This window comes from Pseudoalteromonas rubra, from assembly GCF_005887095.1.
GTDB classification, from domain to species: domain Bacteria; phylum Pseudomonadota; class Gammaproteobacteria; order Enterobacterales; family Alteromonadaceae; genus Pseudoalteromonas; species Pseudoalteromonas rubra_E.
Window position 1 is genome coordinate 13,441 of the sequence record NZ_PNCI01000035.1, and the last position, 24,528, is coordinate 37,968.

The window sequence follows — 24,528 nt, forward strand, 5'->3', positions numbered from 1 at the left end:
ATAGCTACAGGTTGTCTTTAATTTTCTTGCCAACTTTTCGGAGTGCTATGAAAACAATTCTGATCATGCGCCATGGCGAAGCAGGCCCTATGCAGGCCAACGATGCAGCCAGAACACTGACTCCACGCGGAATGACTCAGTCTGCGGCGATGGGGCAGTGGCTAAATGAGCACTTTCCTCCCCAGGCTGTCCTGGCCAGCCCTTACGTCAGGGCACAGCAAACAGCACAGGGGGTGTTACAGCACAATTCTGTGTCTTTTGAACAAACGTGTCATGATATTGTGCCCAGTGGTAATGCTGCGGTGGCTGTCGATTATCTGGAAACTTTGATCAGTATGCATGACACGCTGGATACCTGGCTGGTGGTGGCACATATGCCTATCGTCAGTTATCTGGTTGATCAATTGGTACCGGGTGAAATGCCAATATTTCCAACCGCTGCGGTTGCCGTGATCCAATATAACCCCGACACGCTGAAAAGCGAGTTACTCCAGCTGGCCACACCACCAAACTAGACAAGCACAGAGTTTAAATAAGTTGACTCTGTGCGGTCTAATGTCCTCCTTTTCGTTACGGCGCTTTATTACAATGGCGTCGCTTTCATGACACCGGTTACCATCTTTGGGCGGATGGTGCCAGGTTGTATTATATTTCGCACTGAATAAGCCGTTAAAAAACACTGCTGTGTTGTAATTAAACGGACAGGTGTGCGCAGCAGGTTTCTTTGACCTTGCGCGTTTCCGTTAGCGGTATCCTGTAAAACGTTGTTGAGTAGAGCGAGACAGTGACATCTGTATTTCAATTCGGTAAATCCGTTTCCTGCCACCATATAAGCAAGGGTTTGGTAAGGACAAATGTCCTTATATTTAGGCTTTTTGTTGCGAAAAGTTGTTAACTCTTAGCTAACTTTCACGATATTTACAAAAATGTGGAAAATTTATATGCATAATTGCAGCAATTTGAAAATTTGCTGCTATAATTACGGCCGTCTCGTTCAGCCTCATATAGTTGTTTTGCACTCTCGCTAGTGAGGTCCGCGCTGCTCGTCATTTGCGCGTAAAATTGAGCGAACCTGCCATTGTGATACGGCGCCCAAATCAAAACCGTTGAACTTAAGAGTGCATATAAAAGGTTAAATCCCAACATGAAAGCAATGAAAAGATCTACGTTAGCAACTTTAATCAATGCGACGTTGTTCTCTGCTGTAGCAGGTACTTCATTCTCTACGCTTGCAGAAGAAGCGCAAGCCAAAAGCAATCAACTGGAAGTGATCCAAATCACCGCGCGTAAGCGTGTTGAGAACGCACAAGAAGTGCCAGTTTCTGTGTCTGCTTTACAAGGCGACAACTTAGATGCATACAGCTCAGCTGGTATGGATATCCGCTTTATGAATGCGAAGATCCCGAGTCTGTCGGTTGAATCTTCATTCGGACGTACATTCCCACGCTTTTATGTTCGTGGTCTGGGTAACACCGACTTCGATCTGAATGCCTCGCAACCTGTTTCTTTGGTGGTTGACGAAGTTGTTCAGGAAAACCCAATCCTAAAAGGCTTCCCTGTATTCGATATTGCCCGCATCGAAGTATTGCGTGGTCCACAGGGAACACTGTTTGGTCGTAACACGCCAGCAGGTCTGGTTAAATTCGACAGCGTTAAACCAAGTCAGGAATTCGACGGCTATGCTGCGGTTTCTTATGGCAGCAACAGCTCAATTGACTTTGAAGGTGCCGCCGGTACTGGTTTGACTGATAAAATCTCTACCCGTGTCTCTGTATTGGTTCAGGACAAGCCTGACTATATCGATGTGAAAGCACCGGGTTTCGAAAAAGAAGATTCTCTGGGTGGTTACAACGAGAAGGCTGCGCGCGTACAGTTCTTGTACGAAGGCGATGACTTTACCGGTTTGTTGAACTACCACGTGCGTGATCTGGAAGGCCGTCCTATCGCGTTCCGTGCTAACCTGATCGAAAAAGGCTCTAACAACATTAACCCATTGTATGATAACGATGTGGTTTACCAGGATGCGGCGTCTCGTGCGACTCAGAAAGTTGACACTCAAGGTCTGAGCCTGAAACTGGAATGGGATCTAAAAGAGCACACCATTACTTCAATCACTGCCTGGGAAAGCGCTGAAATTTATTCGCGTGCAGACGTTGATGGCGGTTACGGTGGCTGGGCTGATGCAAACGATGTACCTGTTGCCCAGGGCCCAGGTGTGATCTTCTTCGCCTCCGAAACGGCAGATGCTATCCCTGATCACGACCAGTACACGCAGGAGCTGCGTTTATCCAGCAACTTCTCAGGTGACTTCAATTACCAGGTTGGTTTATTCCTGTTTGAGGAAGACTTGACCATTGAAAGTTTCAGCTTCGATACATCTGCTTATGATGCCGCTGCGCAAAACTATGGTCTGCAAAATGGTTATGCGGTTCAGTATCAGGACACGTCAGCTTGGGCTTTGTTCGGTTCATTTGATTACACAGTATCTGACGATCTGGAAGTGACCTTAGGTCTTCGTTACTCAGACGACGAAAAAGATTTTTCTGCTAAACGTACACAAAGCCCGTTTGGTATTCCGGGTACTCTTGAAGTGGCTGCTAATCCAAGCGACAGCCATGTCAGCTGGGATTTGAGTGCAACCTATAAGTTGACGGATGACGTCAATCTATTTGGTCGTATTGCAAATGGTTTCCGTGCACCGAGTGTACAGGGCCGTATCTTGTTCGGTAATGATGTGACAGTGGCAGAATCTGAGACTGTGAACTCAATTGAGTTTGGTGTGAAGTCAGACGTACTGGATGGCCAGGGTCGCGTGAATGCAACCGTATTCTATTTCCAGATGGACGACCAACAACTTACCGCAGTAGGTGGCGGCGCTAACTTTAACCGTTTGATCAATGCTGATACAACCACAGGTTATGGTTTCGAAGTAGACAGTGAATGGGTACTGACAGACGAGTTGAATGCAACCTTCAATGTGAGCTATAACAAAACCGAGATTGACGATCCAACCTTGGCTGTAGAAGGATGTGCACAATGTACGGTACTTGATCCACAAAACGATCAAGGTCGTTACTTGTTAGACGGCAACAGCCTGCCACATGCGCCAGAGTGGATTTCAAACGCGACTTTGCGTTACACCAAAGAGCTGGAAGACGGTGAGTTCTTTGTCTACACCGACTTGTCTTACCGCAGCGAAATTGACTTCTTCTTGTATGAGTCAGTTGAGTTTAAAGGCGAAGCGCTGTTTGAAGCCGGTGTACGTGCGGGCTACGCGTGGAACTCGGGCGACAACGACTACGAAGTATCAGCGTTCGTACGTAACCTGTTCGATGAGCAGGTGGTTATCGGTGGTGTAGATTTCAACAACAACACAGGTATGCTGAACGAAGAGCGCTTTTTAGGTGCTGAGTTCAAAGTGAAATTCTTTTAATTTCACGCTAATTTGAAGTGAAAACCCGTGAATGCTTGGCATTCACGGGTTTTTTTATTAATACTGTCATGCAACCCGGCCCCAGTACTGGTAAAGTACAGCTGGTTTAGACAGAATTTTAGAGGAAGAGAAGATGTCCGCATTTTGGAATTACCGCGTTATCTATTGTGAAGCTAGCAAAGATGCGCCAGAGCAGTATCAGGTACATGCGGTTGAGTACAATGAAAATGGTAAGGCGGTCAACTGGTCGGAAACGGGTGAATCACCTTATGGCCAGAGCATTGATGACCTGAAAGCCGATTTTACTCGATTGCAAACGGCATTCGACAAACCGGTACTGAAAGTAATCCGCAAGCCTCGCGGTTACGAGCTGGTAGAAAAAGATACGGGTGATGTTGCACACGCAGAGCCACCTGCCAAGGCAGAGTAATACCAATAACCCATAATGAAGGAGCGACTATGAGTTTAAAAGCAATCTTGTTTGATTTTGATGGGACGCTGGCGGATTCTGAAGCGCTCCATTATCACAGCTGGCAGCGCGTACTGGCACCATTTGATGTCACTTACAGCGAGCTGGCTTTTTGTGATGAGTTTTCTGGTGTTCCTACCCTGAAAACGGCAGAGATACTGCGCGCGCGGCACCAGTTGCCCCGTGATGCACAGGCATTGTGTGAAGAAAAAAACCGTCTGTTTGTCGACACCTCGGCTACCATCAGGCCCAGGCTCACGCCCTATGCGCGAGAGATCCTGAGCTATACGGCACAACATTGCAAACTGGCGCTGGTGACTGGCAGCACCCGAGCTGAGGCCATTCCTGTACTGGAACATTATGACCTGTTGCACTTCTTTGAGTGTATCGTTACCAAAGACGATGTAAAACATCCAAAACCGCACCCTGAACCTTATATTCAAGCTTTGGTGTCATTACAAATTTCACCCGAGCAAGCCATCGCGATTGAGGATACAACAACCGGGCTCACCTCGGGTTGTACTGCGGGTCTTCAGGTGTTGGTGATCCCTAATCAGCATTCAGCTAAACAGGATTTTTCGCGCGCAGCCTGGCAGGAAAGCTCGTTGCGGTCGGCTCAGTCCTTAATTGAGCGCCTTATCGGGCAAGATTAGGTGGCAGTTTTGCTGTTGTCTTTTTGCGCGTTGCCTTAAAGCTTGCGGCTGGCATTTCTGTTAACTCACGCTATGCTCTGATAGTGAAAGGAATAGGATTCTAACTCTACAAGGAGCGTAGCATGCACACCAAACTGTTTGGGTTGTTGCTGCTGGCCTGTCTGTGCCAATTGCAGCCCGCCTATTGTAATCCCACACCTGCTGTACAACTCGCCAAAGTATACCAGGCACAACGCCCGGTTATGCACTATCTGGTGAGCGAGAAGTTTGATGGTGTCAGGGCCATCTGGAATGGCAGGCAACTGTTAACCCGCAGTGGCCAGCAGATCCATGCTCCGCATTGGTTTACCTCTGCGTTACCAGATATGGCACTCGACGGGGAGCTGTGGGCTGGATATGAGAACTTTGAGTTTGTCAGTGCGGTGGTACGTCGCCATCAGACTTCGGATCAAGACTGGCGGCAGGTTCAATACCTGATCTTTGATGCACCGGATTTAGCTTCCCCCTTTACGCAACGCTTTCAGGCATATAGTCAGCTGATCAATCGACTCGCACAGCCGCATATTCGTGCGGTACCACAGCATCACTTTTCAACTAAGGCCGAGCTCGATGACTTCTTTGCACAGGTGTTGTCCCGTGGTGGGGAAGGGGTAATGCTGCACGAGCGCCAGGCACTCCATCAGCAGGGAAGGACATCGGCAATTCTGAAGTATAAACCCTATTTTGATGCCGAAGCCGAGGTGATTGCCCATTTACCAGGCAAAGGGAAGTATCAGGGGATGATGGGGGCGATTAGGGTGAAAACCCCCGAAGGAAAGGTGTTTAAGATTGGCAGCGGATTTACTGATGAGCAGCGACGAAACCCGCCCCCGATTGGTAGTGTTGTGACATACAGATTCCAGGGGGTCACCAAGTTCGGTAAACCGCGATTCGCCCGCTTTTTGCGAACAAGGCAGCCGCTGTAAGGGGTGGGCCCCAATGGGTTGAGGCTTTTACTTGCCACCTTGCTGTGATACAGTTCGCGACCTTTTTTATGGTCGTGAGGTGAAAAATGATAGCAGGATTTGATTACGGGAGTTCCAATTGTGCAATTGGTGTGATGCGTGAAGGTGACGTGACACTGGTTCCGCTGGAGCAGGGTAAGCACTATCTGCCATCGACACTTTACGCTTTACACAATAGCCTGGTGAGTGAATTTGTGGCGCACAAACTGGCAGGCTCTGCGCTTGCTACTGACTACCAAAGTGCACGTAAACCTCTGCTCAGTAGTGCTGCAATGGCGAGACGCGAACTGGACTTACAGCCGACAGAGCAGGGCTTGTTTGTTGGTCAGCAGGCAATAGAGGAGTATATTGCGTTCCCGGAAGAAGGATACTTTGTGAAATCTCCAAAGTCCTTTTTTGGTGCTGTTGGTCTGAAACCAGCGCAGCTTGCGTTTTTTGAAGATATTGCCACGGCCATGATTATGGAAATAAAAAGTCGTGCGGAACATCATCTGGGATACTCCCTGAGCCATACAGTCATCGGTCGTCCGGTGAACTTTCAGGCAATTGGTGGAGAGCAAAGCAATCGTCAGGCAATCGATATCCTGACTGTTGCCGCAAAGAGAGCAGGCTTTAAGGACGTGGAGTTTCTGTATGAGCCGCTGGCGGCTGGCATTGATTACGAGTCACGTCTGACTGAAGATCAGAAAGTACTGGTGGTTGATATTGGGGGCGGTACCAGTGATTGCTCCTTTGTGCAAATGGGCCCGGGCTTTCGTGATAAAGCCGACCGTAGTGCCGACTTTTTAGCTCACAGTGGTAAGCGGATCGGAGGCAATGATCTTGATATTGCACTGGCCTTCCATACCCTTATGCCGGTGTGCGGCTTGGGCGGTCAGTTCACTTCAGGGTTACCTTTGCCAAATCCGCTGTTCTGGCAGGCGTGTAAAATTAACGATATTCAGATGCAAAGTGACTTCTACAGCGAGCAGATGCAACGCGAGTTGACCGGCATGTTAAGAGATGTATGCGAGCCTGAAAAATTGCAGCGTCTGTTAAAAATACAAGAAAACAAAATGACCCACCAGTTTGTACGTCAGGGGGAGTTGGCTAAAATCGCCCTGTCGGAGCTAGAGGAACATGCTGTGCCGCTGGATTTTCTGGACAAAGCGTTGAGTGTCAAGGTGAGTGCGCAGACTATGGCTGAATCGGTAGCTAGCTGTCTGGAACAGGCTGCGGCACTCGCCGAGCAGGCGATCGTTGAAGCCGAAACACAGCCTGATGTGATTTATCTGACCGGAGGCAGCGCCCAATCTCCTTTGTTAAAGTTGGCATTACAGCAGCGCCTGGGTGATATTCCTATGGTCAATGGTGACAACTTTGGGAGTGTCACAGCCGGCCTGACTAAATGGGCGAACAGGCTTTACCAAACTGGCTAATGTCACTCCCTACCCACGGGGCAAAAGCTGCGCGATAACCACAGCAAAGTTGCGCGGCTTATCTGCTTTACAGAGGTGAGGTATAATCTGGCTGGAGTCGATTTAACTCAGTCAAGCATTAGTGCTCCAGGCGCTCTGCCAGATACTGCTCATAGTCAGGTAACTGGCGCTCTATCGGTGTAGTCATCATCATGGAGGAGAGCAACATATCTGCGGTGGTCTCATTACAGGCGACCGGAATATTCCATACAGCTGCTAGCCTGAGCAGGGCTTTTACATCTGGATCATGGGGCTGTGAGGCCATGGGATCCCAGAAAAAAATAAGCATATGAATTTCATTTTCGGCAATCTTTGCACCAAGCTGTTGATCTCCACCCATTGGGCCGCTGAGGAGTTTATGAACAGGCAGGCCTGATGTCTTTTCAATAAGGTTACCGGTCGTTCCCGTGGCATACAGTTGATGCATAGCGAGCTTATCAAGGTGTGACTGGCACCAGTTTACCATAGCTTGTTTTTTACCATCATGTGCAACCAGTGCGATGCGTTTTTTAGCCGGAATAACCTGCGACTTGGTGTCCATACTTACCTCATAATAATAAGTTAATTGCCAGTGCGATGAAGATAAATGCAGAGATCCTGTCTATCCAAATTGGCGCACTGGGGTGAGCGCGAAAATAACCGGCGATTTTGTCGCCGCTGTAAACATACACACAATCAAGGGGAAAGGCTAGGATCGGGTAAAGTAAACCGAACATGGCCAGCTGCACTGTGGTTGATGTGGTGAGGCTCTGATCAACAAACTGGGGAATAAAGGCAATAAAAAATAGCGCCACCTTAGGGTTAAGTACCTCGGTCATCATTGCCTGAAACATGACATTTTGCTGTTTTTTATTACTCACATGGGGTTTTTCATCATCGCACTCATTCGACTTGGAGAGCGTGTCTTTAAAAGTACGTATACCCAGATAGGCAAGATAAGCAGCACCTATATATTGCACTGTGGTGTAGGCGGTTTCTGAGGCTTTGAGAATGGCCGATAAACCAATCACAGCAAACAAAGTGTGGACCACACCGCCGAGGGCAAAGCCAAAAGCACTTTGCATGCCAGCTGCTCGGCCATTGGTAAAGGTCTGAGCCATTAAAAAAGCATTTGAAGGACCTGGTGCAATGGCAATGATAAAGCTGGCAAATAAAAAAGAGGCGAGTAATTCTGGGTTCAGCATGATGTGCTCTGGTAGACAAGATTGCGTTTAGTTTACCCAGCTTGAAACAAAAAGCCTATAAAAAATGCGGGCATAAGCCCGCATATAAAATTGGTTGGGTTAGAGCACAACACGTTGGGTTCTATGGCGCAGCAAATATCTTGCTTTACAATAAGCTAGCGCGAAACTTGTGCTTCACGCTAAATCCATTGTTGCTATCTATAGGTAGTATCATATCTGATTGTGACAATCGTACGACTGTCATTAAAGTGTCATATACTTTTATCTGCGGAGCTCAATACGCCTGTGCCACCTGATGTGTTATCACGCTGGACTATGCAGGTTGTCTTTGCAGCGGCTAAATAGCAGACACAGGAAAGGCAGCCCGAGCAGCAGGTGCACAGCTAATTGTTGCGGGGCAGGTAATGCCAGTGGCTGGCTGAGCATAGCCAGTAGCCCGGCGCCACTCATTTGCATCACCCCAATCAGCGCTGATGCCGTGCCTGCCTGATTGGCAAATGGAGCCAGGGCATTGCCTGCGGCGGCGCCAAGTGTAAAAGCAAAGCCCACGGATGCCAGATACATAGGTAACAGATAGGCAAGCGGATGGTTTTGCGGCGCCATCATCAGTAACACACCGCCGAGGGTAAACAAGCTCAGGCCAAACCGTAGTGCCTGTTGTGAGTTACGCTTGATGAAATGTGGTGCAATAAAGCTGGCAGCAATGCTGATGGCAGCATTGATAGTAAACCACATGGTAAATTCTTCGACGGGCCGATTCAGCTCGGTCATAAGCCAACCCGGTGCACCAACCACAAACACCAACATGGCGGCCATACCAACCATAGTAATACACGCGTTGAACATAAACTGAGGACTGCTCAGCATGGGCCGGAAACGACGTAAATCCAGCAGGTGGCCTGAGTATACAGTGCTGTCTGGTTTGGTTTCCCGATACAGTGCCAGCACGAGGATGAGGCCGATGGCAGCAAACCCGCTCAGAAAAGTAAAATTACTGCGCCAGCCAAACTCTATGGTCAGCCAGGCGCCCAAAATCGGCGCAAGGGCCGGAATAAAGCAGACTATACCGTTGAGATAGGTGATCATCTGGCCACTGCCTTTGTGACCAAAGCTATCCCGAACGATGGCAAAGGCACTGACGAAGGTGGCACAAGCGCCTAAGCCCTGCAACACGCGGGCAACCATGATCCAGTGCCATTCGTCCAGCAAAGTGGCAAGTAGTGCGCCACTGCCAAAAAGTAAGATCCCGGACAGGGCAACCGGGCGTCGGCCATACTTATCGGCCAGAGGGCCGGCAAGTAACTGTCCAAGACCAACAGCCAGCATATAAATCCCGACGGTTTGCTGGATTTGTGCTTCGCTGACGGCTAAGTCTTGTTGCATATTGACGAATGCGGGTAAATACAGATCGATCCCCAGTGGACAAAACACCACCAGTAGAGCGAGTATAAAAATCAATAGTTTGCTGGTTTTTTGCTGCATGCTGTCTCCTTATGGCGGGTATTGTAGGGAAGCATGGAGAAAAAGACAGGACAAAGCGCCGGAAAGCGAAATTTTTTATTTCCAGGGCAACAGAAATGAAAAATAAGAACAGAAAGTTTCAGTGTGAGTGGAAGCTGTGTTTTACGTAATTTGAATCAGACTAAGTGGTTTGAGTGCGGCAGCAGTGCTGCCGCAATTTAATTAGCACCAGCAGGTGTGGTCACTTTTGCCGCTCAGACGATCACAAATGTGGCCGGTTGGCAGGCAAGCTCGTGGTGGTGAGCTCTCGCCGGCACCGCCAACCTGAGGCGTGGCCTGGTTGTCCAGCAGCATAGTGTTGTCTAGTTGTTTTAGTTGTTTTTTCTTAAGTGCTAGTTTCATTTTATTTTCCTTATTGTATAAATTATCTCAATGTTTACCTTTTTGTTTTATCTTATAATTTACAACTAATCAATCGTTTGTTTTTTGTTCTTACCGGCGCTTTTACTCTCGCTGAGTGGGTTTGGGCTCGGCGAAACTTTGGGTATCACTGAGCAGAATACTTTGCCAATGCCTTCGTGGTGCCGGGCTGCCTGCTATTTCCGGCTCTCCGAATCGCGCGAAAAACACCGGAAGTTCTGCCTGACTGAGACACTCTGCCAGTGCCTGCCTGGCATTGTCATGTTGAACCAGTACGCTAATTGGGTGCATTGCCCACCCCCATTGTTGTAGTCTTAACCACAATGCGCCTAAGCCAATCCCGGCACGAAACATCGCTTCATCCCCTTCTTTGCTGACATTCAACGACAGATAGTGAGGTCCGCAAGCGACTAATTCAGCCAGACCTTTTGCCATCTTGTTTGGTAGGCGGAGTAAGTTCGTCAGGCCGTTGAGGCTGGGATGGAAAGCCACCTTAAAAAAGTGCTTAAACCTGGCTGAAACCGGACCAAACAGGTTGTGCAGATAAAAGCCATCTTCATATTGGCGACGCTCGTCGAAGCGGATATAGCTATAGGTTTCGCGCCAGGCTGCTTTGTTGGCAAAGTCCTGTCCTGCATAGGTTTGAGTCAGCCCGGCCAGAGCCTCCCCATGGGTCTGTTGATAAAAAATCCCAAGTGAGACAGGGTAGGGTTTGAGCAAGGCCTTTAGCTCATCGCGCTGTTGCTCGCTCAGGTTGGTCCTGAGATAGGGCGAGCGTACGGTATGGCGCTGCTCGAGCTGTTCAGACAGGCTGGCAAACGCATCGCTCTGATAGTCTTGTTCAGGCCCCGGCATAAAACGTATCAGCGCCCGGTCGTTGCCCGCTAACTTTTGTTGTTCCTGTTCATCACACCAGCGCCAGTGCAGCTCGTAGCCTCGGCTGCGGATCAGCGCTTCCAGAATGTAAAAAAAGATCCCGCAGCTGAGCAACATTTCTCGCTCCAATGAAGGCAGACCTGTGAGTTTGCGGCGGTTATCTATGGCCAGATAACCGCAGTGTATGACGGGGTCAAAATGAATCGCCCAGGGCTGACAGTTGTGCGATGAAGGCGCAAGCCTCGCCAGCTTCACCGCTTCTGTCAGTGTCTGTTCAAATGCTGTATGTGTCATTGTCATTTCCCGATGTGAAGAGAGAGTGTTGGGGTGATGTCCCAGTCGCCTGCAATACAGACTGCGCAGCAGAAATACAGCGTGTGCCAGAGCCAGTAGCTGGCCGGGGCTAGGGACGCGCTGTGGGTATACACGCGGCCATATTCTGTTGTCCCACTGGTGTTGTATTTTTGGATTGCGATATCAGACAAATCAAAAGGCAGGCCGCGGCCGAAGGATTTTAGATAGGCTTCGCACACCGACCACCGAGCTGTTTGCGTGACCACGCTTGCTGGCTTGGCTTTATCACAAAAGATATGTTGCTGAGCACCAGCAGAGAAACCGCGATAAACCTGAAGGTCGATACCAACAGGGTGTGCTGCACATGCAACAGCAGCCCAGGGGCCGCTATGGCTGATGGACAAAGGCACCTTAGGCTGACCCTTGCCTGGCTCACCATATGGCTGACCGCTTGCAGTATGAGCAAGCCGGATTGATGAGGTGTGACTGGCATCTTGTAAGGCCAAGCTTGCCAGAGTTCTGCTGAGCTGTTTGACGATAAGTCCCTGAGCCAGGCGTGGTGCCGAGCGTATCGCATTATCGACGCTGCGACCGATATACACAGTGGGTGAGACATGAGTCTCTCCCACTGGTGTACAGGTGTGCTGGGAGATCACTGTTGATAGCCTTGTGCAATCCGTTCACCCTTAAACTCTTCAACCACTTCGGCCATTTCATCAAAGCGGCTAACCAGACTTTGAAATAAAGGCGTCGTCATGTCCTGTTCAAAGGCTTGCTCAGACTCCAGATAGATAGTTTCAACAAAGTGAAACGCTGCATCGGCCTGACTGGAAGCTTCAAAAACAGCGAACGCTTTAACTGAATCCAGTTTTTCGCATGCTTTATAGTCCGTCGTCTCTACCCAGTCGCGAAAGGCTCCCAGGTGTTTGATGTCTTTAAGGCGAATTTTGTGAACGATAAGTTTCATACTGATTCCTGTGAATGAGAGTGTAATAAAGTCAGGTGATAATTGATGCCACCGGTGCCAAAGGCGTTAATTGCACCTATCCGTTGTTGGTTTGACAGTGCCGGCCAGGGCAAGGCTGTTTGCGGAATTTGCGCCGGAATACTGTCAAATGGCAATGCATCATTGAGTTCACCCAGGATCGGGGTAGGCGGTATACAGCATTGCTCCAGTGCCGCCAGCATTTTTGCCAAACTGATGGCACCGGCTCCCGCAAAACAGTGACCAAAGTTGTATTTGCCTGACCCCAGATAGAGCGGCTGATTGTGCTCGCGGCTGTACGCCGCACAGAGTGACTCCAGTTCAGCCTGATCACCCAGTGTAGTGCCAGTGCCATGGGTTTCGAGATACTGCACCTGCTCGGGATTAACCGACGCCAGCTGAAGAGTCTTGTACATTGCCAGTGCCTGACCCTGAGGGTCTGGCGCCGTCATAGAGCGGCTGTCGCAGGACCCGGAAATGGCATCTATGTGGGCGATAGCATGTGGTGCGGCGGATTTTGTCTGCAGCACAAACAGGCCGCCACCATCACCCGGGGTAAAGCCATCGGCACCTTTGGCAAAGGGCCGAATACGGGTTGCTGAGAGCATCATTTGTGCACCACATAACACCAGATCCCGCTCCAGTGTTGCGGTCTCAATGCCGCCCACAACTATGCCATCGTAGCGTCCAGACTGCAGTCCCCTGACTGCGTTATGCAGTGCGGCCATTGAACTGGCACAGGCAGCCTCGACGGCGATGCAGTCGGCGTGAGGGAGTCCCAGTTGTTGTGCCAATAACTTTGCGCCACCCAGACCTGTCGCACCGTACCAGCTCCAGCGGTTAATTTCAGGTGCATCGGGTTGTGGCAGATAGCAGGGTGCGTCAGGCAGTTGTGCCCACAGTGCTTGTGCGCCTGACTGTCTGTCTGCGCTGAGTGCCAGGTTACAGGCCAGGATCACGGCAGGTCGTTTAAATTCACCCAGCGTCAGAGACTCAGCGCCTTTGAGCAACTGCAATTGTGAGACATCCAGACGAGTTCTTTTAGCGGGCATCATAGGCTTACTCAGGGCGACATCAAGCGCATTATGACTGTCAAAACTCATGGCTTTGTCGATATAGGTGCTGAGCTTTTGCGGTGTTTCCCGTACGAAGGCCTGCGTATTGAGCTGCTGTGCAGACTGCGGACGTAATACATCCTGTCCGTCAGCCAGAGTTTGCCAGAAACGGTCTTTGTCATTACCCAGCGCGGTAATGGGCCGATAATCTGTGATCGCGATTTGATCGTCGCTGGCCGGGACATAACTGTGTTGGCCTGCAGCAGAGATTTGCCAGTTCTGTCCGAGGGCCGGCGCACCGCTGCACTCAGCCTGACCATTCAGATGCATCTCGAGTATCTGATAAAACACTTGACTTGCACCAGCAAAATAGCCTGCCTGCGGCTGCTGTGAGTCGCAGGTAACAAAGGTGCTGAGCTCCATAAGTATTGGCCAGTTTTGTTGCTGGGCCAATGCTACCGGGCAGATAACCAGGCTTATCGCGCCTTCGAGCCAGGGCTGCTGTATTGAGATCCCCTGTTGATGCAGAATTTCGCTTTGAGGCTGATGATGAAAACACTGAATGCTGGTGAGTACAGCAAGCTGACTGTCCTGATAGCGAAAGTTATCCTGTGCTGCCTGAAGCAGTCTCAGTCCACCTAAATCACCGCCATCGAGTGTCTGACACTTTCCCCGGGTGTGTGCAAAATGTGCTATCCGGGCCGGGATCGTCGAGGCCATTTCACCGACCCGATCGTGGGATGTGGCCCCAAAAGTGCTCGCCAGTGTTTGTTTGTACTCATCTATGCATGCCTGTGCATTATCCTGATCACCCAGCTGCTCAGCCAGCGCGCGCAGCGCGGCTACTTTAGTCGCATTGCGGTAGGCGGAGTCACTTGCCATATGGGTTGCACACAGCTGATCGCAATGATCGCGCAGTGATTCATCGAGGGTGAGCTGGCTCAGTGCCTCTTCGGCAGCGAGCATCGCCATGCGGGTCTCACGGCTGACGGCCTTACGAAACAATGGCGGAATAGAAAATTTCTTGTAATCAAAGTCATCTGTGTTTACCTGTCCGCCTTTGAGCGGCTCAGATGCGACCGACCAGCCAAAGGGGCGAGTAAACTGACTCGGGTTCAGTGTGCCCCGCTGCTTTAAGGCCGCAAAGTTAATGCCCTCAGGCAGCGCGCAGCCAATCCCGACGATGGCTAAGGGAGTCGTTGTATCTTTGCTCATACCACCAACTCCGCCAGTCGTTTACGATCCACTTTGCCGTTGGCGTTATGCGGCAGCTGCGCTGCTACAACTACCTTGTGTGGCAACATGTAGGCGGGCAGGTGTTGTTGTAAGAACTGTTTCAGCGCCAGTAAAGAGGGTTTTGCAGCACCGTCCTTGAGGGTGATCACGGCAATCAGCTTATGCTGTTGTTCGCCCAGAGCAAGGTGCAACGCGGCCTGCTCGATGGCCTCATGCTGATGCAGCAATGACTCTATCTCTCCCAATTCAACCCGGTAACCGTTGAGCTTAACCATATCGTCGATACGACCGCGATAAACCAGTCCGTCCTCGGTCAGCTCAACCAGATCGCCAGTTGCATGGCAGTGCTGTTGATGTAGCTCGGTGGCACGGGGCAAATCCACATTGGCATACCCAGGCGTGACGCAGCGACCGCCAATCAGCAGTTCACCGCTGTGGCCAAGGCACTGTGAGAGAGGCCAACGTGTGCCAGACTCATCTTCCAGCCAACCGTCCAGTTCAGGCAATAATTTACCTATTGGCAGGTGGCGAAGGTGGCTCAGTTGTGTTTTATCAACCTGCCAGGCGACGCAGACATTGGTTTCGGTCGGACCATACCAGTTTTGTAATTGGGTATCAGCGCTCAGGCAGCTGATCAAACGTTGTAATGCTGCGACAGGGTATGGCTCCCCGGCAAAAATCACTTGTTTTAATGTCGCTGTATGGCTGCTATTGAGCTCACCACTGCGAACCATCATTGAGAGGATCGATGGCACGCTGTACCAGATACTGACCTGATGCTTTTTAATTCCCCTGATCAGCGCCAGTGGATCTTTTTGTTCCTGCTCTGTGATAAGCCACACACAGGCGCCCGTGCGCACAGCAGCAAAAAGATCAAAGGTGCTTAAATCAAACGCAAAGCTGGCGTGATTGGCAAATGTATCCTCGCCGTCAGCTGCGGTGGTTTGCACGGCCCAGTCAATGAAAAAATCCAGCATATCATGGCTTATTTGCACGCCTTTAGGTGTGCCGGTTGAACCTGAGGTGTAGAGGATGGCGGCAATGGTGACACCCCGATGCTGGCGTAATCGTGACATATAGGCTGCGAGGTCTTGCTCATAGTCGCTGTGATGCGCCAGGCTGTCGAGTGTATTCAGCCAGTCCTGATCCAGTACCAGTGCTGGCTTTGCCGCTGTGATGATCCGCTCAACCCGGGCATCAGGCTGACTGTAATCTATGGGGATGTAATGGTTGCCACTGAGCCAGCAGGCATAGATGGCTGCTACCGTATCTGGCTGTTTTGGCAAGTTGAGCAGCACCGGCGCCTGAGTTAAACCTAAAGCGCAAAGCGCATTGGCTATCTGGCAGGCGCGAGCCGCGAGCTGAGCATAATCCCACTGTTGATCGGCACAAATCAGCGCCGTTTTATGCGGTGTCTGCTGAGCATGGCTCAGCAGATTCAGCGCAAAACGGGCCGATGACGGAATTTTCGTCATACTCAGGCCTCCGCCAGTCCCGCTTTAACATCTTGATTGAGGGGCACGCCCACTTCCAGTGCACCTTCTACCAGAATACGATAGGCTTCATCCAAATCTGCCTGGGTGTGCTCACTGGTGATACTCAGGCGCAGACGTGCGTCACCAACCGCTACACCGGGGAAGACCACGGTCTGGCAATACAGGCCACGGGCACGCACTGCGCGTCCCAGTGCCAGTGTTTTTGCATCATCGCCAACTACGACAGGGACTATGGCCGAGTCGGAGTTTTCCAGATCAAAGCCAGCCTGCAATAACAAGTTGCGGAAGTAATAAATATTATCCCACAGCTTGGTCAGACGTTCAGGCTCGCGCAGCATCACATCAATCGACGCAATGACACCCGCTGCAACGTGGGCCGGAATTGTGGCGGCGAATACATATGAATTGGAGTAGAAACGCAGGAACTCCACTACGTCGCCATCGCCACAGACAAACCCGCCCAGGCCAGAGAGTGCTTTACTCATAGTACCCAGCTCCAGGTCGACTTCGCCTTTCATATTAAAGTGCTCGGTAGTCCCTGAGCCGGTTTTACCCAAAACGCCGGTAGAGTGGGCATCATCAACCAGTACACGGGCGCCGTAGCGCTTCGCCAGTTTCATCAGGCGTGGCAGGTCGACAATATCCCCATGCATGCTGAACACGCCATCGGTCACAATCAGTTTGCCACCCGGGTGGTCGGCGTATTTGGCCAGAGATTTTTCCAGGCTGTTCAGAGAGTGGTTGTAGATCTTGCGCTGGGCACCCGCCAGCTTACAGCCGTCTGTGATACTCATATGGTTAATGGCATCGGTAAAGATCAGGTCGTGTTTAGACGTCAGGGCGGAAATACAGCCCAGATTCGCCGAGTAGCCGGACGGGTAAACAATACAGGCTTCGCGGCCTTTCAGTTTAGCCAGTTTACGTTCCAACTCCAGGTGCAAGACGTTACTGCCCGCAATAATCCGGCAACCCGTGTTGGTTGCGCCATATTTGCCAGCGGCATCCTGTATTGCCTGGATCACCTCAGGGTGATTCGACAGGCCCAGATAGCTGTTGGAACCAAACATCAGAAACTCACGACTTGTCCCGGTGACTTCATCAAACATGACCGCACGGTTTTTACAGGGGGTTTCCAGTGGCATACCGTACCAGTAAAGTTGCTGCGCCTTTTTCTTGTCGTAAAAGGCTTTAAACTCGCTGGCTTTGTGGAACAGATCCGGATGCTGGATCCCCACAAAGTCACGCATTGTCCGGTTATCACCATCGTCGCTGTCTATCTGGTGCTGTACTTCGTCACTTTTCGCAGCCGGATTGAGCAGCTCATCAATCAGCGGGTTTTTAGTAACCAGCTCAGCGGCCCATTGTGCGCCTTTTTCTTCCGTCAGTAAGCTGGCAAGTGCCTGCTCCAGCTCAGCCAGGGTTTTACAGGCAGGAATTTTTAAATTGTCTCTGAGTCCCAGGGCTTTCAGTAGCTCGCCCTGTGCTGAAACCACAGTGACTGAGTCTATACCCAGATCGCTCTCAATTTCGGCATCCATACTCAGTTCATTGGCGTTATAGCCACTGAAGCTTGCAAATACAGAGATCACCTGCTCGCGCAGCCAACTGTATGCATCTTGTGCGCCATCGGTATTCACTGTCGCCTTTGCCTCACTGAGGTGGAATTCCTGTGCCGCGATTTGCTCAACCGCATCGGCAATGCAATGAATATTCTGGATAGACAGCGGGTTTTTAAGCTGTAGTTGCTTAGTCAGTGCTGCGGTTACTTCGGCCAGCGCAATTGAGTCTATGCCAAAGTCGTTTTCAAGATGACTGGTCAGGTCCAGAGTATTAGCAGGATACTCAGTCAGTTCAGCAAATGTTTTCAGGACTTGCTGTTGCAGGGTTTCCATAATATCCGGGTTTACTTTTGGATTCGTTGCACTCATTTCAAGCCTCCTTATGCTTGCTCTGTCTGAAGGCGTTCAACCAGGGTTACCATGGCATCGACTGATGCAAAGTTGCCTGGGTGGATCTCCTGCATACCTATGTTTAACTGGGTTTCTTGTTTGAGGTAATCGACTAGGTCAAAAATGGCCGCCGAGTCAACGATATTTAATTCAAACAAGGGGGTTTGCGGCTCAAGGCCGTCTTTTTCGCCGTCCAGAAACTGCTCGGCGATATGGTTTAGTAATTTAGTGGCTAACATCCTGCTACTCCTTCTGTTATTGCCTGATCACGCTTTTTCGCCGACGATCAGGGTCCGTGGCCCAGGGATCTCAAGGATACGGGCGTTGTTGAATCCGGCTTCGTGGAAGCGTGCCAGATATTCTTCGCTGCTACTTTCAATACCGCCGTCTGTGGATACCAACATATTCAGTGACAACAGGGCGGTGAACTCAGGACCAGACTTGTCATCATTAAGCGGCGTTTCTGAGGCAATAAAGCGGCCACCGGCTGGCATGGCGTTGTAGATATTTTTTAAGATGGTGACCTGGGTTTCTGGTGCATAGTCGTGCAGCATCCAGCCCAGGTGGATCAGGTCATAGTCACCAATGGGCAGGTTACCTGCGATGACATCGCCTTCCACGACTTCGATGCGATCGCCATAGCCTTGCTCACCCAGCTTGTCGCGCAAAAATGCCGACGCCTGAGGCAATTCACAGATGGCCAGCGACACACCGGGGTGGGCATTGGCCACGGCTATTGGTAAGGTGCCAATGCCGCTGCCGATATCCAAAAAGGCGTGGTGCTGTGAGAAATCATAATCTTTGACGAAGCCTTCGATGAAGGGGGCGGCAAATTTGCCCAGGAACTCCTGAAAATCTGCTACGTCATCTGGGTTTTGATACAGAATGTCGAACCAGCTGCGGTTGTCACCAAATACCGCTTCACGCTGGTTAGTATCGCTTTTTACCGCGCTGCTTAGCTCTCCCCACAAAGGATATAAGAAAGTATCGATATGGCGGCCCAGCCAGCCCAGCCACATAGGTTCATCACTTAATAAAAACGCGTGATGCTCTGTGGGTAGCTGATACTGGTTATCTTGCTTGGTCAGATAACCCATTGCATGCAGCGCGATAAGCATTTGCTCAGTAGAGCGCAGCGGTGCGTCGATTTTGTCCGCCAGTTGCTGGGCGCTTAGATCCGTGTCGCGAAAATGGTCAAACAGCTTCAGCGATAATGCAGCGGTCACGGCTTTGGCCTGGAAAAAGCCCATCATATGGTTGACAACGTCTTGTTTGTTGAGAGTCATAAGTAATCCTTATCAATCAGTCATTTGTTACGGTGTGGGTCGCAACTGTGTGTGGCAGTGCGACCCAGATTTCATTAGTCTAAAAAGGTCGAGAGTTCTTCACAGACACAAGAGAAAGCGCTGACAAAGCGATCAATCTCAGCTTTTGTGATCACCAGAGGCGGCTGGATCCGGATCACCGTCGAACTGTTGGCGGTGACAAAGGTCAGGATTTGGTGGTCCAGACAGAACTTGGTGACAAATTTGAGGCAGAACATTTCACCCAGTGTCTGCTCCATGCGTTCCATTGCAGCTTGCAGGTGCTCCCGGACCGGATCGGGCAGGAATTTCCAGGTGCTGTGCCAGTCGCCGGGCAGACGCGTGGCAAACTCTCTTGCGGAGGCGGCAACCGCTCCGTCAAAGGTTTGTTCGAACTGGATCCCCAGCATCAGGCCTTTACCGCGAATTTCGGCCACAAAGGGGTATTTATCGGCAATGGCCTGTAGCTCAGCTTTAAAATAGCTCCCCAGCTCGTCAGAGCGAGAGGCCAGATCCTGCGCAACGATTTCACGCAGTGCGGTCAGTGCAGCCACTGATGCGAGGTTGCCGCCGCCAAAGGTGGAAGTATGTACTAAGAAGCGATCTGAGGTGCCATAAGCACGTTGCCAGACATCGCTGCGACACAAAGTCGCCCCGATGGGCATAAGTCCGCCGGACAGAGACTTAGAGAGCATCAGCACATCGGGTTCGATGCCTTCCCACTCACAGGCAAACAGTTTACCGGTACGTGCCAGACCGGTCTGGATCTCATCGACCATCAGTAAAGTGCCTGTGTCGCGACAGATTTGCTGAACGGCACTCAGATATCCGGCTGGTGGCACATGGACGCCACCTTCACCCTGAATGGGCTCTATCATCAGAGCACCCACATCATCACGTTGCAGGGCGTCACGCAGTGCATCTAAGTCAGCAAAAGGCACTTCAACCATGGCCTGGATCAGCGGCTGGAAGTATTTACGGTGTTTTTCCCGCCCGGTAATAGACAGGGCACCCAGGGTTTTACCGTGGTAGCTGTTTTTCAGATAGGCAATGCCTGGCTTACCGGTCGCAGCCTTGGCCAGTTTAATGGCCGCCTCAACGGCTTCGGTGCCTGAGTTACTGAAAAACACCCGGCCCATATCGCCCGGGGCTAAATGACACAGCACTTCCGCCAGCTTGGCGGTATGCTCAGGCACAGAAATATACTGAATAAAGTTAGGGCCTTGCTCATCCAGAAAGGTCTTCACAGCTTCGCTGACGGCGGTTGGGTTGTGACCCAGGTTCAGACAGCCATAGCCTGCCACCATATCGAGATAACCGGTGCCTTCATTGTCATACAACATAGTGCCTTCGGCTTTACGGAACACATTGTCGCAGCGCTGTTGTTTTAAAAACTCCACCATCATGGGGTTAATAAACTGATGGTGACGGTCCAGGGTGTCTTCTTTGGCTGGGTCCTGGGCCAGGATGTTATCGATAAAGGTCAGTCTCTGACTGGTGTCGCCTTTGTCGATGGCATAAATGTCCTGGTGATAATAGCGCTTCAGGTTGGTGACATGCTGGCGGTCAATACGCTCACCAAATGAGGCCAGCGGATAGGCATAAAAGCCATGTTTTTCGGCCAGCTCTCCGATTTCCAACACCTTGACCGGCTCCAGGTAACGACCCAGTGAGTAGTTCTCACGGCGCTGCTCCAGGGCCAGCACTATCGTTTCGGCCATACAGCCATTGAGCTGTTGCTTGATGGTGACATTCAGTGATTCCCCCCCGAGTTTGACGGCGTCGGTTGCCGTGACGCAGCCGCCATCGATGATTAAAATGTCATCGCGGGCCGGGCGGGCATCGACATTGACGTCCCGCGGCAGCGCTACATCAATAAAGATGGAACCGGGTTGCAGTTTCGCTACATCAATCACGTCACCGGCTGAGGTGGCCCCGGCAAATAGCTTGCATTCGCCATACAAGTCGTCCGGGTTGCCAGTCAGGCTCACCCGATTGTGGTATTGCTCCGGCAGGTGGCTGAGCATTTCTGCTTTGTCTTTGTGACCGGCGCGGTGCAGCAGCTTCAGATTAAACCCTTCCGCCAGCAACAAGCGGCTCAGTGCCAGGCAGATAGAGCCCGGATAGCCGACGATGGCCACGGTTTCTTTTTCCGGGTTGATGTCCAGCCACTCTTTGATTTGCATCAGGGCTTTGTAGCCGGCATAAGTGGTCAGCGAGTTGCCCGAGGTAATCGGGATCGGGGATTTGGCGGCGGTGGCTTCGCCGCGGCGACCGACAATAGAGGTAAAGCCACCCAGGCCAACCAGCTCTGCGCCGTCAGCCACAAACTCTTCCACGCCAGCGACCACGCGCTCGGCAATGCCTCTGGGATCGGCAATCATCTCCTCGGCTATCAGTGGCATGTATTTGATCATGCCTTCACAGGTCGCGCCGCTGGCTGAGGTGATTTTGGCAAAGTTCATAAACGGAACCAGGTTGGCTTTGCCCCACAGTTCACGGTTGTAGCCGGTATGCTGATCCTGAGTGTTGCGTTGCAGCAGATCGAGCATTTTAACGTAGCGTTTCAGGCCGACTGAGGTCGGGTGGGCGATAAATCCAAACTTCATGAGTTAACTTCCTGTGCTGGTGGCGTATCTGAATCGGTGTCGGGGGTAACGGGCTCTGCGCTGTCGCGCTGCCAGCCTTTGGCGGTGGCCAGTGAAATGCCATCCCCTTCATTGTTGTGGCCCAGTACCACGGAGAACAGCGTCAAACGTTTGTTCGCTGTCAGTGCTGTGCGAACTGCCGTTTCATCAAACTGAGTCAGGGTCTGGGCGGAAATGTCAAAATCACCGATTTGTTGCTCAAATTGAGGCTGATCTATGTTGACCAGACGCATCTGACGTGATGTGCGGTTGAATAAGATCCGTTCCTGATAGGTGTTGATCACCGACAGACCGCCGTTGCAAAAATAGAACACGCTGATGCTCTTATCGAGCAGCTGAGGGTGAGTCAGAATATTGTCGATAAATGCCGGTAAAATATCGGGCACAATGCCTTTGGCCCCATCGCCAATAAAGGCGATAACATTGGTAGGGCTGGTATAGGCCAGATAGCCACTGGCCAGCAGGGCGTCGCCCATCAGGGCGCGGCCATACCAGCCAGAAAAACCGCGACGTGTTTTGGCTACGTTGCGCACGGCGGAAATGCCACAGCGACCAACATCGTAGACACCGGTATAGTCAAAGTTCTCTTGCTCAATTAAATCTTCAATGACACGATTGAGCTGGCAGAAGAAATAGTTCGGTGACATTGGCAGACTGGGTAGCTTGCTGAGCACGTCAGACTGGGTATCCGGGTAAGCCATGATCCGCGCCATACGCTTGGCACGCAACGACTCGCTGACATTGAGGTGCTTTTTAACGGCCTGCAGGAAATCACGACAGCGCATATGTAAATGCAGATCGGCAAACGGCGACAGATGGGTTTCTTCCTGGGTCAGTTGCACCAGGTGGACCTTGCGCTCCAGGCGGCCATCGGAAAATGGCGTGGCAATCTGAGCAACCCGGCTTTTAATCATAAACAGACACTGCTCATCAGTACTGTTGAGCTTGTCTTTGGTATGAAAATAGTTGTAAACCCGCGGCGTATAACCGTAAATGGCCAGTGTACCCAGGTAATTGTCGTTGCGTTGGCCCTGATAGTACTTTGGCGCAGTGCCAGGGTGGGCGAGGCTGTCTACCAGTGCAATACCTGCCTGCTGGGCTATGTCATGGATCAGGGCATACTCGTCTTCACTGACCGGACCAAGCTGCCAGACCAGCTTTTCTGGTCCGTTATTGATAAGCTCGATGGCCTGACGGAGCTCGTCGGTCATGATCTCAACGGGCTCATCACTTGGATTCGCAGGCAGGGCTTCGAGCGCAGGTAAATCCAGTTCTAAAGAAGACTCCAGCACATTCTGAGTGGCCAATACCACAACCGGTCCCTGACCCTGATGATAGAGTCGGTAAACTTCTGCCAGGTTTTCACCTATTTGTTCAATTTCATCCATGTATACATAGGGAATGCGCTTAGCTGCCAGTACATCACGCATGTCTTCACTGGCAGTGATGGTGCCCTGGAAGCTGTACCACTGACTCAGGCGGTTTTCGGCAACAACGATGATCCCCTGCGCTGCCGTTTCTTTCAGGTTGGCCAGGGTACCTTTAAATTCATCCATCATGCCTGAGGTAACCACCGCTAAAAACGGCATGCGGTAGAGCTGCCAGTTGGCAATCGCGCCACAGGCAATGGCGTGCTCATTCGGGCCCCTTAGTACCAAGGCGCCTTGCTTTTCGGCGTGACGGTCGAGATGACCGATGAGGTTGGAAACCACAGAGCCGGTGTAGTACGACACCAGCCAGTGCTCGGGCGCAGTTCTGGCAAAGAAGTTGATCAGCTGATCGCCCAGAGTATTGTGCAGCTCTAAAGAGCCAACAGGTTTGACCCGGCGGTTGGCATAATTCATTTCGAAAAAGTCCATCCACAGTCGCAATAGCTCGGTCTGGAAAGTGGCCGGATCGGTGCTGCGCACGATTTCACGATATTGCTGCGGTAAATAGCTGTAGGGCGTACGCAGTGCGCGAATAAAGGTTACGGTCGAGAAGCTGGTGTAGAAAGCGGGAATACCGATTTTCTGCATCGCCCGGTAAAAGGCATCCAGGTCGCGGTCAACCTGATCTATGCTGTCGTCCTGAAATCCCATTGAGGTTTGATCATAAAACAGCATGCCAACCTGAAAATCCGGCTGATCGTTCAGGGCATTGCTGTGAATGATCTTACCGGTTGCTTCAGCCAGACTGGCGCACTGAATGACCTGAATATTGATCGCTTTTTTCTGTCCCTTCAAGAACTGGATCGCTTTGCTTCTTACTTCGTCGTATAGCGAGCAGGGCACCAGCGAAGGGTTTTTCAACGCCAACTCCGATTGAATATGTACCCGGTTGAACACATAATCGCGGATGTCGCTCAGAACGCTCAATCCGGTGTGGAAAAACTGCTCGTCACGGGTGACTACGATTACCCCAACGGTGATGGTGTCTTGCTTTGCACCACTGCGCTGCGTCTCGGCTTGCCATATATGTTCAAAGCCGGATGCGCTCGACTGAGTGCTTAATCCTGTAATGCTTGTCATAATTTATTCCTTCTGCTGCCTGTTAATAACTCGGTTCGCTGGAAAATTGCACGCAGCGACCCGCAACGGCGGCAGCACGCCACTTGCCGTTGTA

General features: G+C 51.2%; 20 protein-coding genes. 6 read left to right on the forward strand and 14 right to left on the reverse strand.

Going from position 1 to position 24,528, the window contains the following annotated elements:
• The first annotated feature begins 47 nt into the window (after positions 1 to 47).
• From sixA to yegD, 6 genes are all read left to right on the forward strand, one after another.
• Positions 48 to 515 carry a phosphohistidine phosphatase SixA gene (sixA, locus tag CWB99_RS14620; protein ID WP_138549651.1) on the forward strand — a complete coding sequence of 156 codons (468 nt, stop codon included), beginning with the start codon at positions 48 to 50 and terminating at the stop codon, positions 513 to 515.
• 629 nt (positions 516 to 1,144) lie between these two features.
• A complete protein-coding gene (locus CWB99_RS14625; RefSeq protein WP_138549652.1) occupies positions 1,145 to 3,433 on the forward strand; it encodes a TonB-dependent receptor in 2,289 nt (762 codons plus the stop codon).
• Between the two features lie 133 nt (positions 3,434 to 3,566).
• Positions 3,567 to 3,863: a hypothetical protein gene (locus tag CWB99_RS14630; RefSeq protein WP_054014179.1), complete on the forward strand. Its 297-nt coding sequence runs from the start codon at positions 3,567 to 3,569 to the stop codon at positions 3,861 to 3,863.
• 29 nt (positions 3,864 to 3,892) lie between these two features.
• Positions 3,893 to 4,555 carry an HAD family hydrolase gene (locus tag CWB99_RS14635; RefSeq protein ID WP_138549653.1) on the forward strand — a complete coding sequence of 221 codons (663 nt, stop codon included), beginning with the start codon at positions 3,893 to 3,895 and terminating at the stop codon, positions 4,553 to 4,555.
• A gap of 122 nt (positions 4,556 to 4,677) precedes the next feature.
• Positions 4,678 to 5,520, forward strand: coding sequence for a DNA ligase (locus CWB99_RS14640; RefSeq protein ID WP_138549654.1), 843 nt, complete (start codon positions 4,678 to 4,680; stop codon positions 5,518 to 5,520).
• Positions 5,521 to 5,606: 86 nt separating this feature from the next.
• A complete protein-coding gene (gene yegD, locus CWB99_RS14645; RefSeq protein ID WP_138549655.1) occupies positions 5,607 to 6,977 on the forward strand; it encodes a molecular chaperone in 1,371 nt (456 codons plus the stop codon).
• A gap of 118 nt (positions 6,978 to 7,095) precedes the next feature.
• Here the strand turns inward: yegD and CWB99_RS14650 are convergent, their stop codons facing one another.
• The 14 genes from CWB99_RS14650 to CWB99_RS14715 all read right to left on the reverse strand — a co-directional run bounded on the left by CWB99_RS14650 (position 7,096) and on the right by CWB99_RS14715 (position 24,434).
• Complete coding sequence (locus tag CWB99_RS14650) at positions 7,096 to 7,557, reverse strand: methylglyoxal synthase (protein ID WP_138549656.1); 462 nt, start codon at positions 7,555 to 7,557, stop codon at positions 7,096 to 7,098.
• A gap of 7 nt (positions 7,558 to 7,564) precedes the next feature.
• Complete coding sequence (locus CWB99_RS14655; RefSeq protein ID WP_138549657.1) at positions 7,565 to 8,200, reverse strand: LysE family translocator; 636 nt, start codon at positions 8,198 to 8,200, stop codon at positions 7,565 to 7,567.
• 303 nt (positions 8,201 to 8,503) lie between these two features.
• On the reverse strand, positions 8,504 to 9,682 hold the full coding sequence (locus tag CWB99_RS14660) for a multidrug effflux MFS transporter (protein WP_138549658.1): 1,179 nt from the start codon (positions 9,680 to 9,682) through the stop codon (positions 8,504 to 8,506).
• 201 nt (positions 9,683 to 9,883) lie between these two features.
• On the reverse strand, positions 9,884 to 10,063 hold the full coding sequence (locus CWB99_RS14665; protein ID WP_054014171.1) for a hypothetical protein: 180 nt from the start codon (positions 10,061 to 10,063) through the stop codon (positions 9,884 to 9,886).
• A gap of 102 nt (positions 10,064 to 10,165) precedes the next feature.
• On the reverse strand, positions 10,166 to 11,251 hold the full coding sequence (locus CWB99_RS14670; protein ID WP_138549659.1) for a prodigiosin biosynthesis protein PigM: 1,086 nt from the start codon (positions 11,249 to 11,251) through the stop codon (positions 10,166 to 10,168).
• A gap of 2 nt (positions 11,252 to 11,253) precedes the next feature.
• Entirely contained in the window at positions 11,254 to 11,907 is a 654-nt protein-coding gene (locus tag CWB99_RS14675; protein WP_138549660.1) for a 4'-phosphopantetheinyl transferase family protein, read from the reverse strand.
• Positions 11,904 to 12,218, reverse strand: a complete 315-nt coding sequence (locus CWB99_RS14680) for a RedY (protein WP_138549661.1) — start codon at positions 12,216 to 12,218, stop codon at positions 11,904 to 11,906. Before CWB99_RS14680 ends, CWB99_RS14675 begins: the two co-directional genes overlap by 4 nt.
• Complete coding sequence (locus CWB99_RS14685) at positions 12,215 to 14,506, reverse strand: polyketide synthase (protein WP_138549662.1); 2,292 nt, start codon at positions 14,504 to 14,506, stop codon at positions 12,215 to 12,217. The genes CWB99_RS14680 and CWB99_RS14685 overlap by 4 nt, the downstream gene beginning before the upstream one ends.
• Positions 14,503 to 16,002, reverse strand: a complete 1,500-nt coding sequence (locus CWB99_RS14690) for an AMP-binding protein (RefSeq protein WP_138549663.1) — start codon at positions 16,000 to 16,002, stop codon at positions 14,503 to 14,505. Before CWB99_RS14690 ends, CWB99_RS14685 begins: the two co-directional genes overlap by 4 nt.
• A 2-nt stretch (positions 16,003 to 16,004) precedes the next feature.
• Positions 16,005 to 17,951, reverse strand: coding sequence for an aminotransferase class I/II-fold pyridoxal phosphate-dependent enzyme (locus CWB99_RS14695; protein ID WP_138549664.1), 1,947 nt, complete (start codon positions 17,949 to 17,951; stop codon positions 16,005 to 16,007).
• Between the two features lie 11 nt (positions 17,952 to 17,962).
• Positions 17,963 to 18,211, reverse strand: a complete 249-nt coding sequence (locus CWB99_RS14700; RefSeq protein WP_138549665.1) for an acyl carrier protein — start codon at positions 18,209 to 18,211, stop codon at positions 17,963 to 17,965.
• 27 nt (positions 18,212 to 18,238) lie between these two features.
• Positions 18,239 to 19,258, reverse strand: a complete 1,020-nt coding sequence (locus tag CWB99_RS14705) for a methyltransferase (RefSeq protein ID WP_138549666.1) — start codon at positions 19,256 to 19,258, stop codon at positions 18,239 to 18,241.
• Between the two features lie 74 nt (positions 19,259 to 19,332).
• Complete coding sequence (locus tag CWB99_RS14710; protein ID WP_138549667.1) at positions 19,333 to 21,885, reverse strand: aminotransferase class III-fold pyridoxal phosphate-dependent enzyme; 2,553 nt, start codon at positions 21,883 to 21,885, stop codon at positions 19,333 to 19,335.
• On the reverse strand, positions 21,882 to 24,434 hold the full coding sequence (locus tag CWB99_RS14715; protein ID WP_138549668.1) for a biosynthesis protein PigD: 2,553 nt from the start codon (positions 24,432 to 24,434) through the stop codon (positions 21,882 to 21,884). The genes CWB99_RS14710 and CWB99_RS14715 overlap by 4 nt, the downstream gene beginning before the upstream one ends.
• Between the last annotated feature and the right edge of the window lie 94 nt (positions 24,435 to 24,528).

What these genes read in the sequence shown, in the direction of transcription:
- sixA (WP_138549651.1), top strand. Translation starts at nt 48, where the DNA reads ATGAAAACAATTCTGATCATGCGCCATGGCGAAGCAGGCCCTATGCAG.
- CWB99_RS14625 (WP_138549652.1), top strand. Translation starts at nt 1,145, where the DNA reads ATGAAAGCAATGAAAAGATCTACGTTAGCAACTTTAATCAATGCGACG.
- CWB99_RS14630 (WP_054014179.1), top strand. Translation starts at nt 3,567, where the DNA reads ATGTCCGCATTTTGGAATTACCGCGTTATCTATTGTGAAGCTAGCAAA.
- CWB99_RS14635 (WP_138549653.1), top strand. Translation starts at nt 3,893, where the DNA reads ATGAGTTTAAAAGCAATCTTGTTTGATTTTGATGGGACGCTGGCGGAT.
- CWB99_RS14640 (WP_138549654.1), top strand. Translation starts at nt 4,678, where the DNA reads ATGCACACCAAACTGTTTGGGTTGTTGCTGCTGGCCTGTCTGTGCCAA.
- yegD (WP_138549655.1), top strand. Translation starts at nt 5,607, where the DNA reads ATGATAGCAGGATTTGATTACGGGAGTTCCAATTGTGCAATTGGTGTG.
- CWB99_RS14650 (WP_138549656.1), bottom strand. Translation starts at nt 7,557, where the DNA reads ATGGACACCAAGTCGCAGGTTATTCCGGCTAAAAAACGCATCGCACTG.
- CWB99_RS14655 (WP_138549657.1), bottom strand. Translation starts at nt 8,200, where the DNA reads ATGCTGAACCCAGAATTACTCGCCTCTTTTTTATTTGCCAGCTTTATC.
- CWB99_RS14660 (WP_138549658.1), bottom strand. Translation starts at nt 9,682, where the DNA reads ATGCAGCAAAAAACCAGCAAACTATTGATTTTTATACTCGCTCTACTG.
- CWB99_RS14665 (WP_054014171.1), bottom strand. Translation starts at nt 10,063, where the DNA reads ATGAAACTAGCACTTAAGAAAAAACAACTAAAACAACTAGACAACACT.
- CWB99_RS14670 (WP_138549659.1), bottom strand. Translation starts at nt 11,251, where the DNA reads ATGACACATACAGCATTTGAACAGACACTGACAGAAGCGGTGAAGCTG.
- CWB99_RS14680 (WP_138549661.1), bottom strand. Translation starts at nt 12,218, where the DNA reads ATGAAACTTATCGTTCACAAAATTCGCCTTAAAGACATCAAACACCTG.
- CWB99_RS14685 (WP_138549662.1), bottom strand. Translation starts at nt 14,506, where the DNA reads ATGAGCAAAGATACAACGACTCCCTTAGCCATCGTCGGGATTGGCTGC.
- CWB99_RS14690 (WP_138549663.1), bottom strand. Translation starts at nt 16,002, where the DNA reads ATGACGAAAATTCCGTCATCGGCCCGTTTTGCGCTGAATCTGCTGAGC.
- CWB99_RS14695 (WP_138549664.1), bottom strand. Translation starts at nt 17,951, where the DNA reads ATGAGTGCAACGAATCCAAAAGTAAACCCGGATATTATGGAAACCCTG.
- CWB99_RS14700 (WP_138549665.1), bottom strand. Translation starts at nt 18,211, where the DNA reads ATGTTAGCCACTAAATTACTAAACCATATCGCCGAGCAGTTTCTGGAC.
- CWB99_RS14705 (WP_138549666.1), bottom strand. Translation starts at nt 19,258, where the DNA reads ATGACTCTCAACAAACAAGACGTTGTCAACCATATGATGGGCTTTTTC.
- CWB99_RS14710 (WP_138549667.1), bottom strand. Translation starts at nt 21,885, where the DNA reads ATGAAGTTTGGATTTATCGCCCACCCGACCTCAGTCGGCCTGAAACGC.
- CWB99_RS14715 (WP_138549668.1), bottom strand. Translation starts at nt 24,434, where the DNA reads ATGACAAGCATTACAGGATTAAGCACTCAGTCGAGCGCATCCGGCTTT.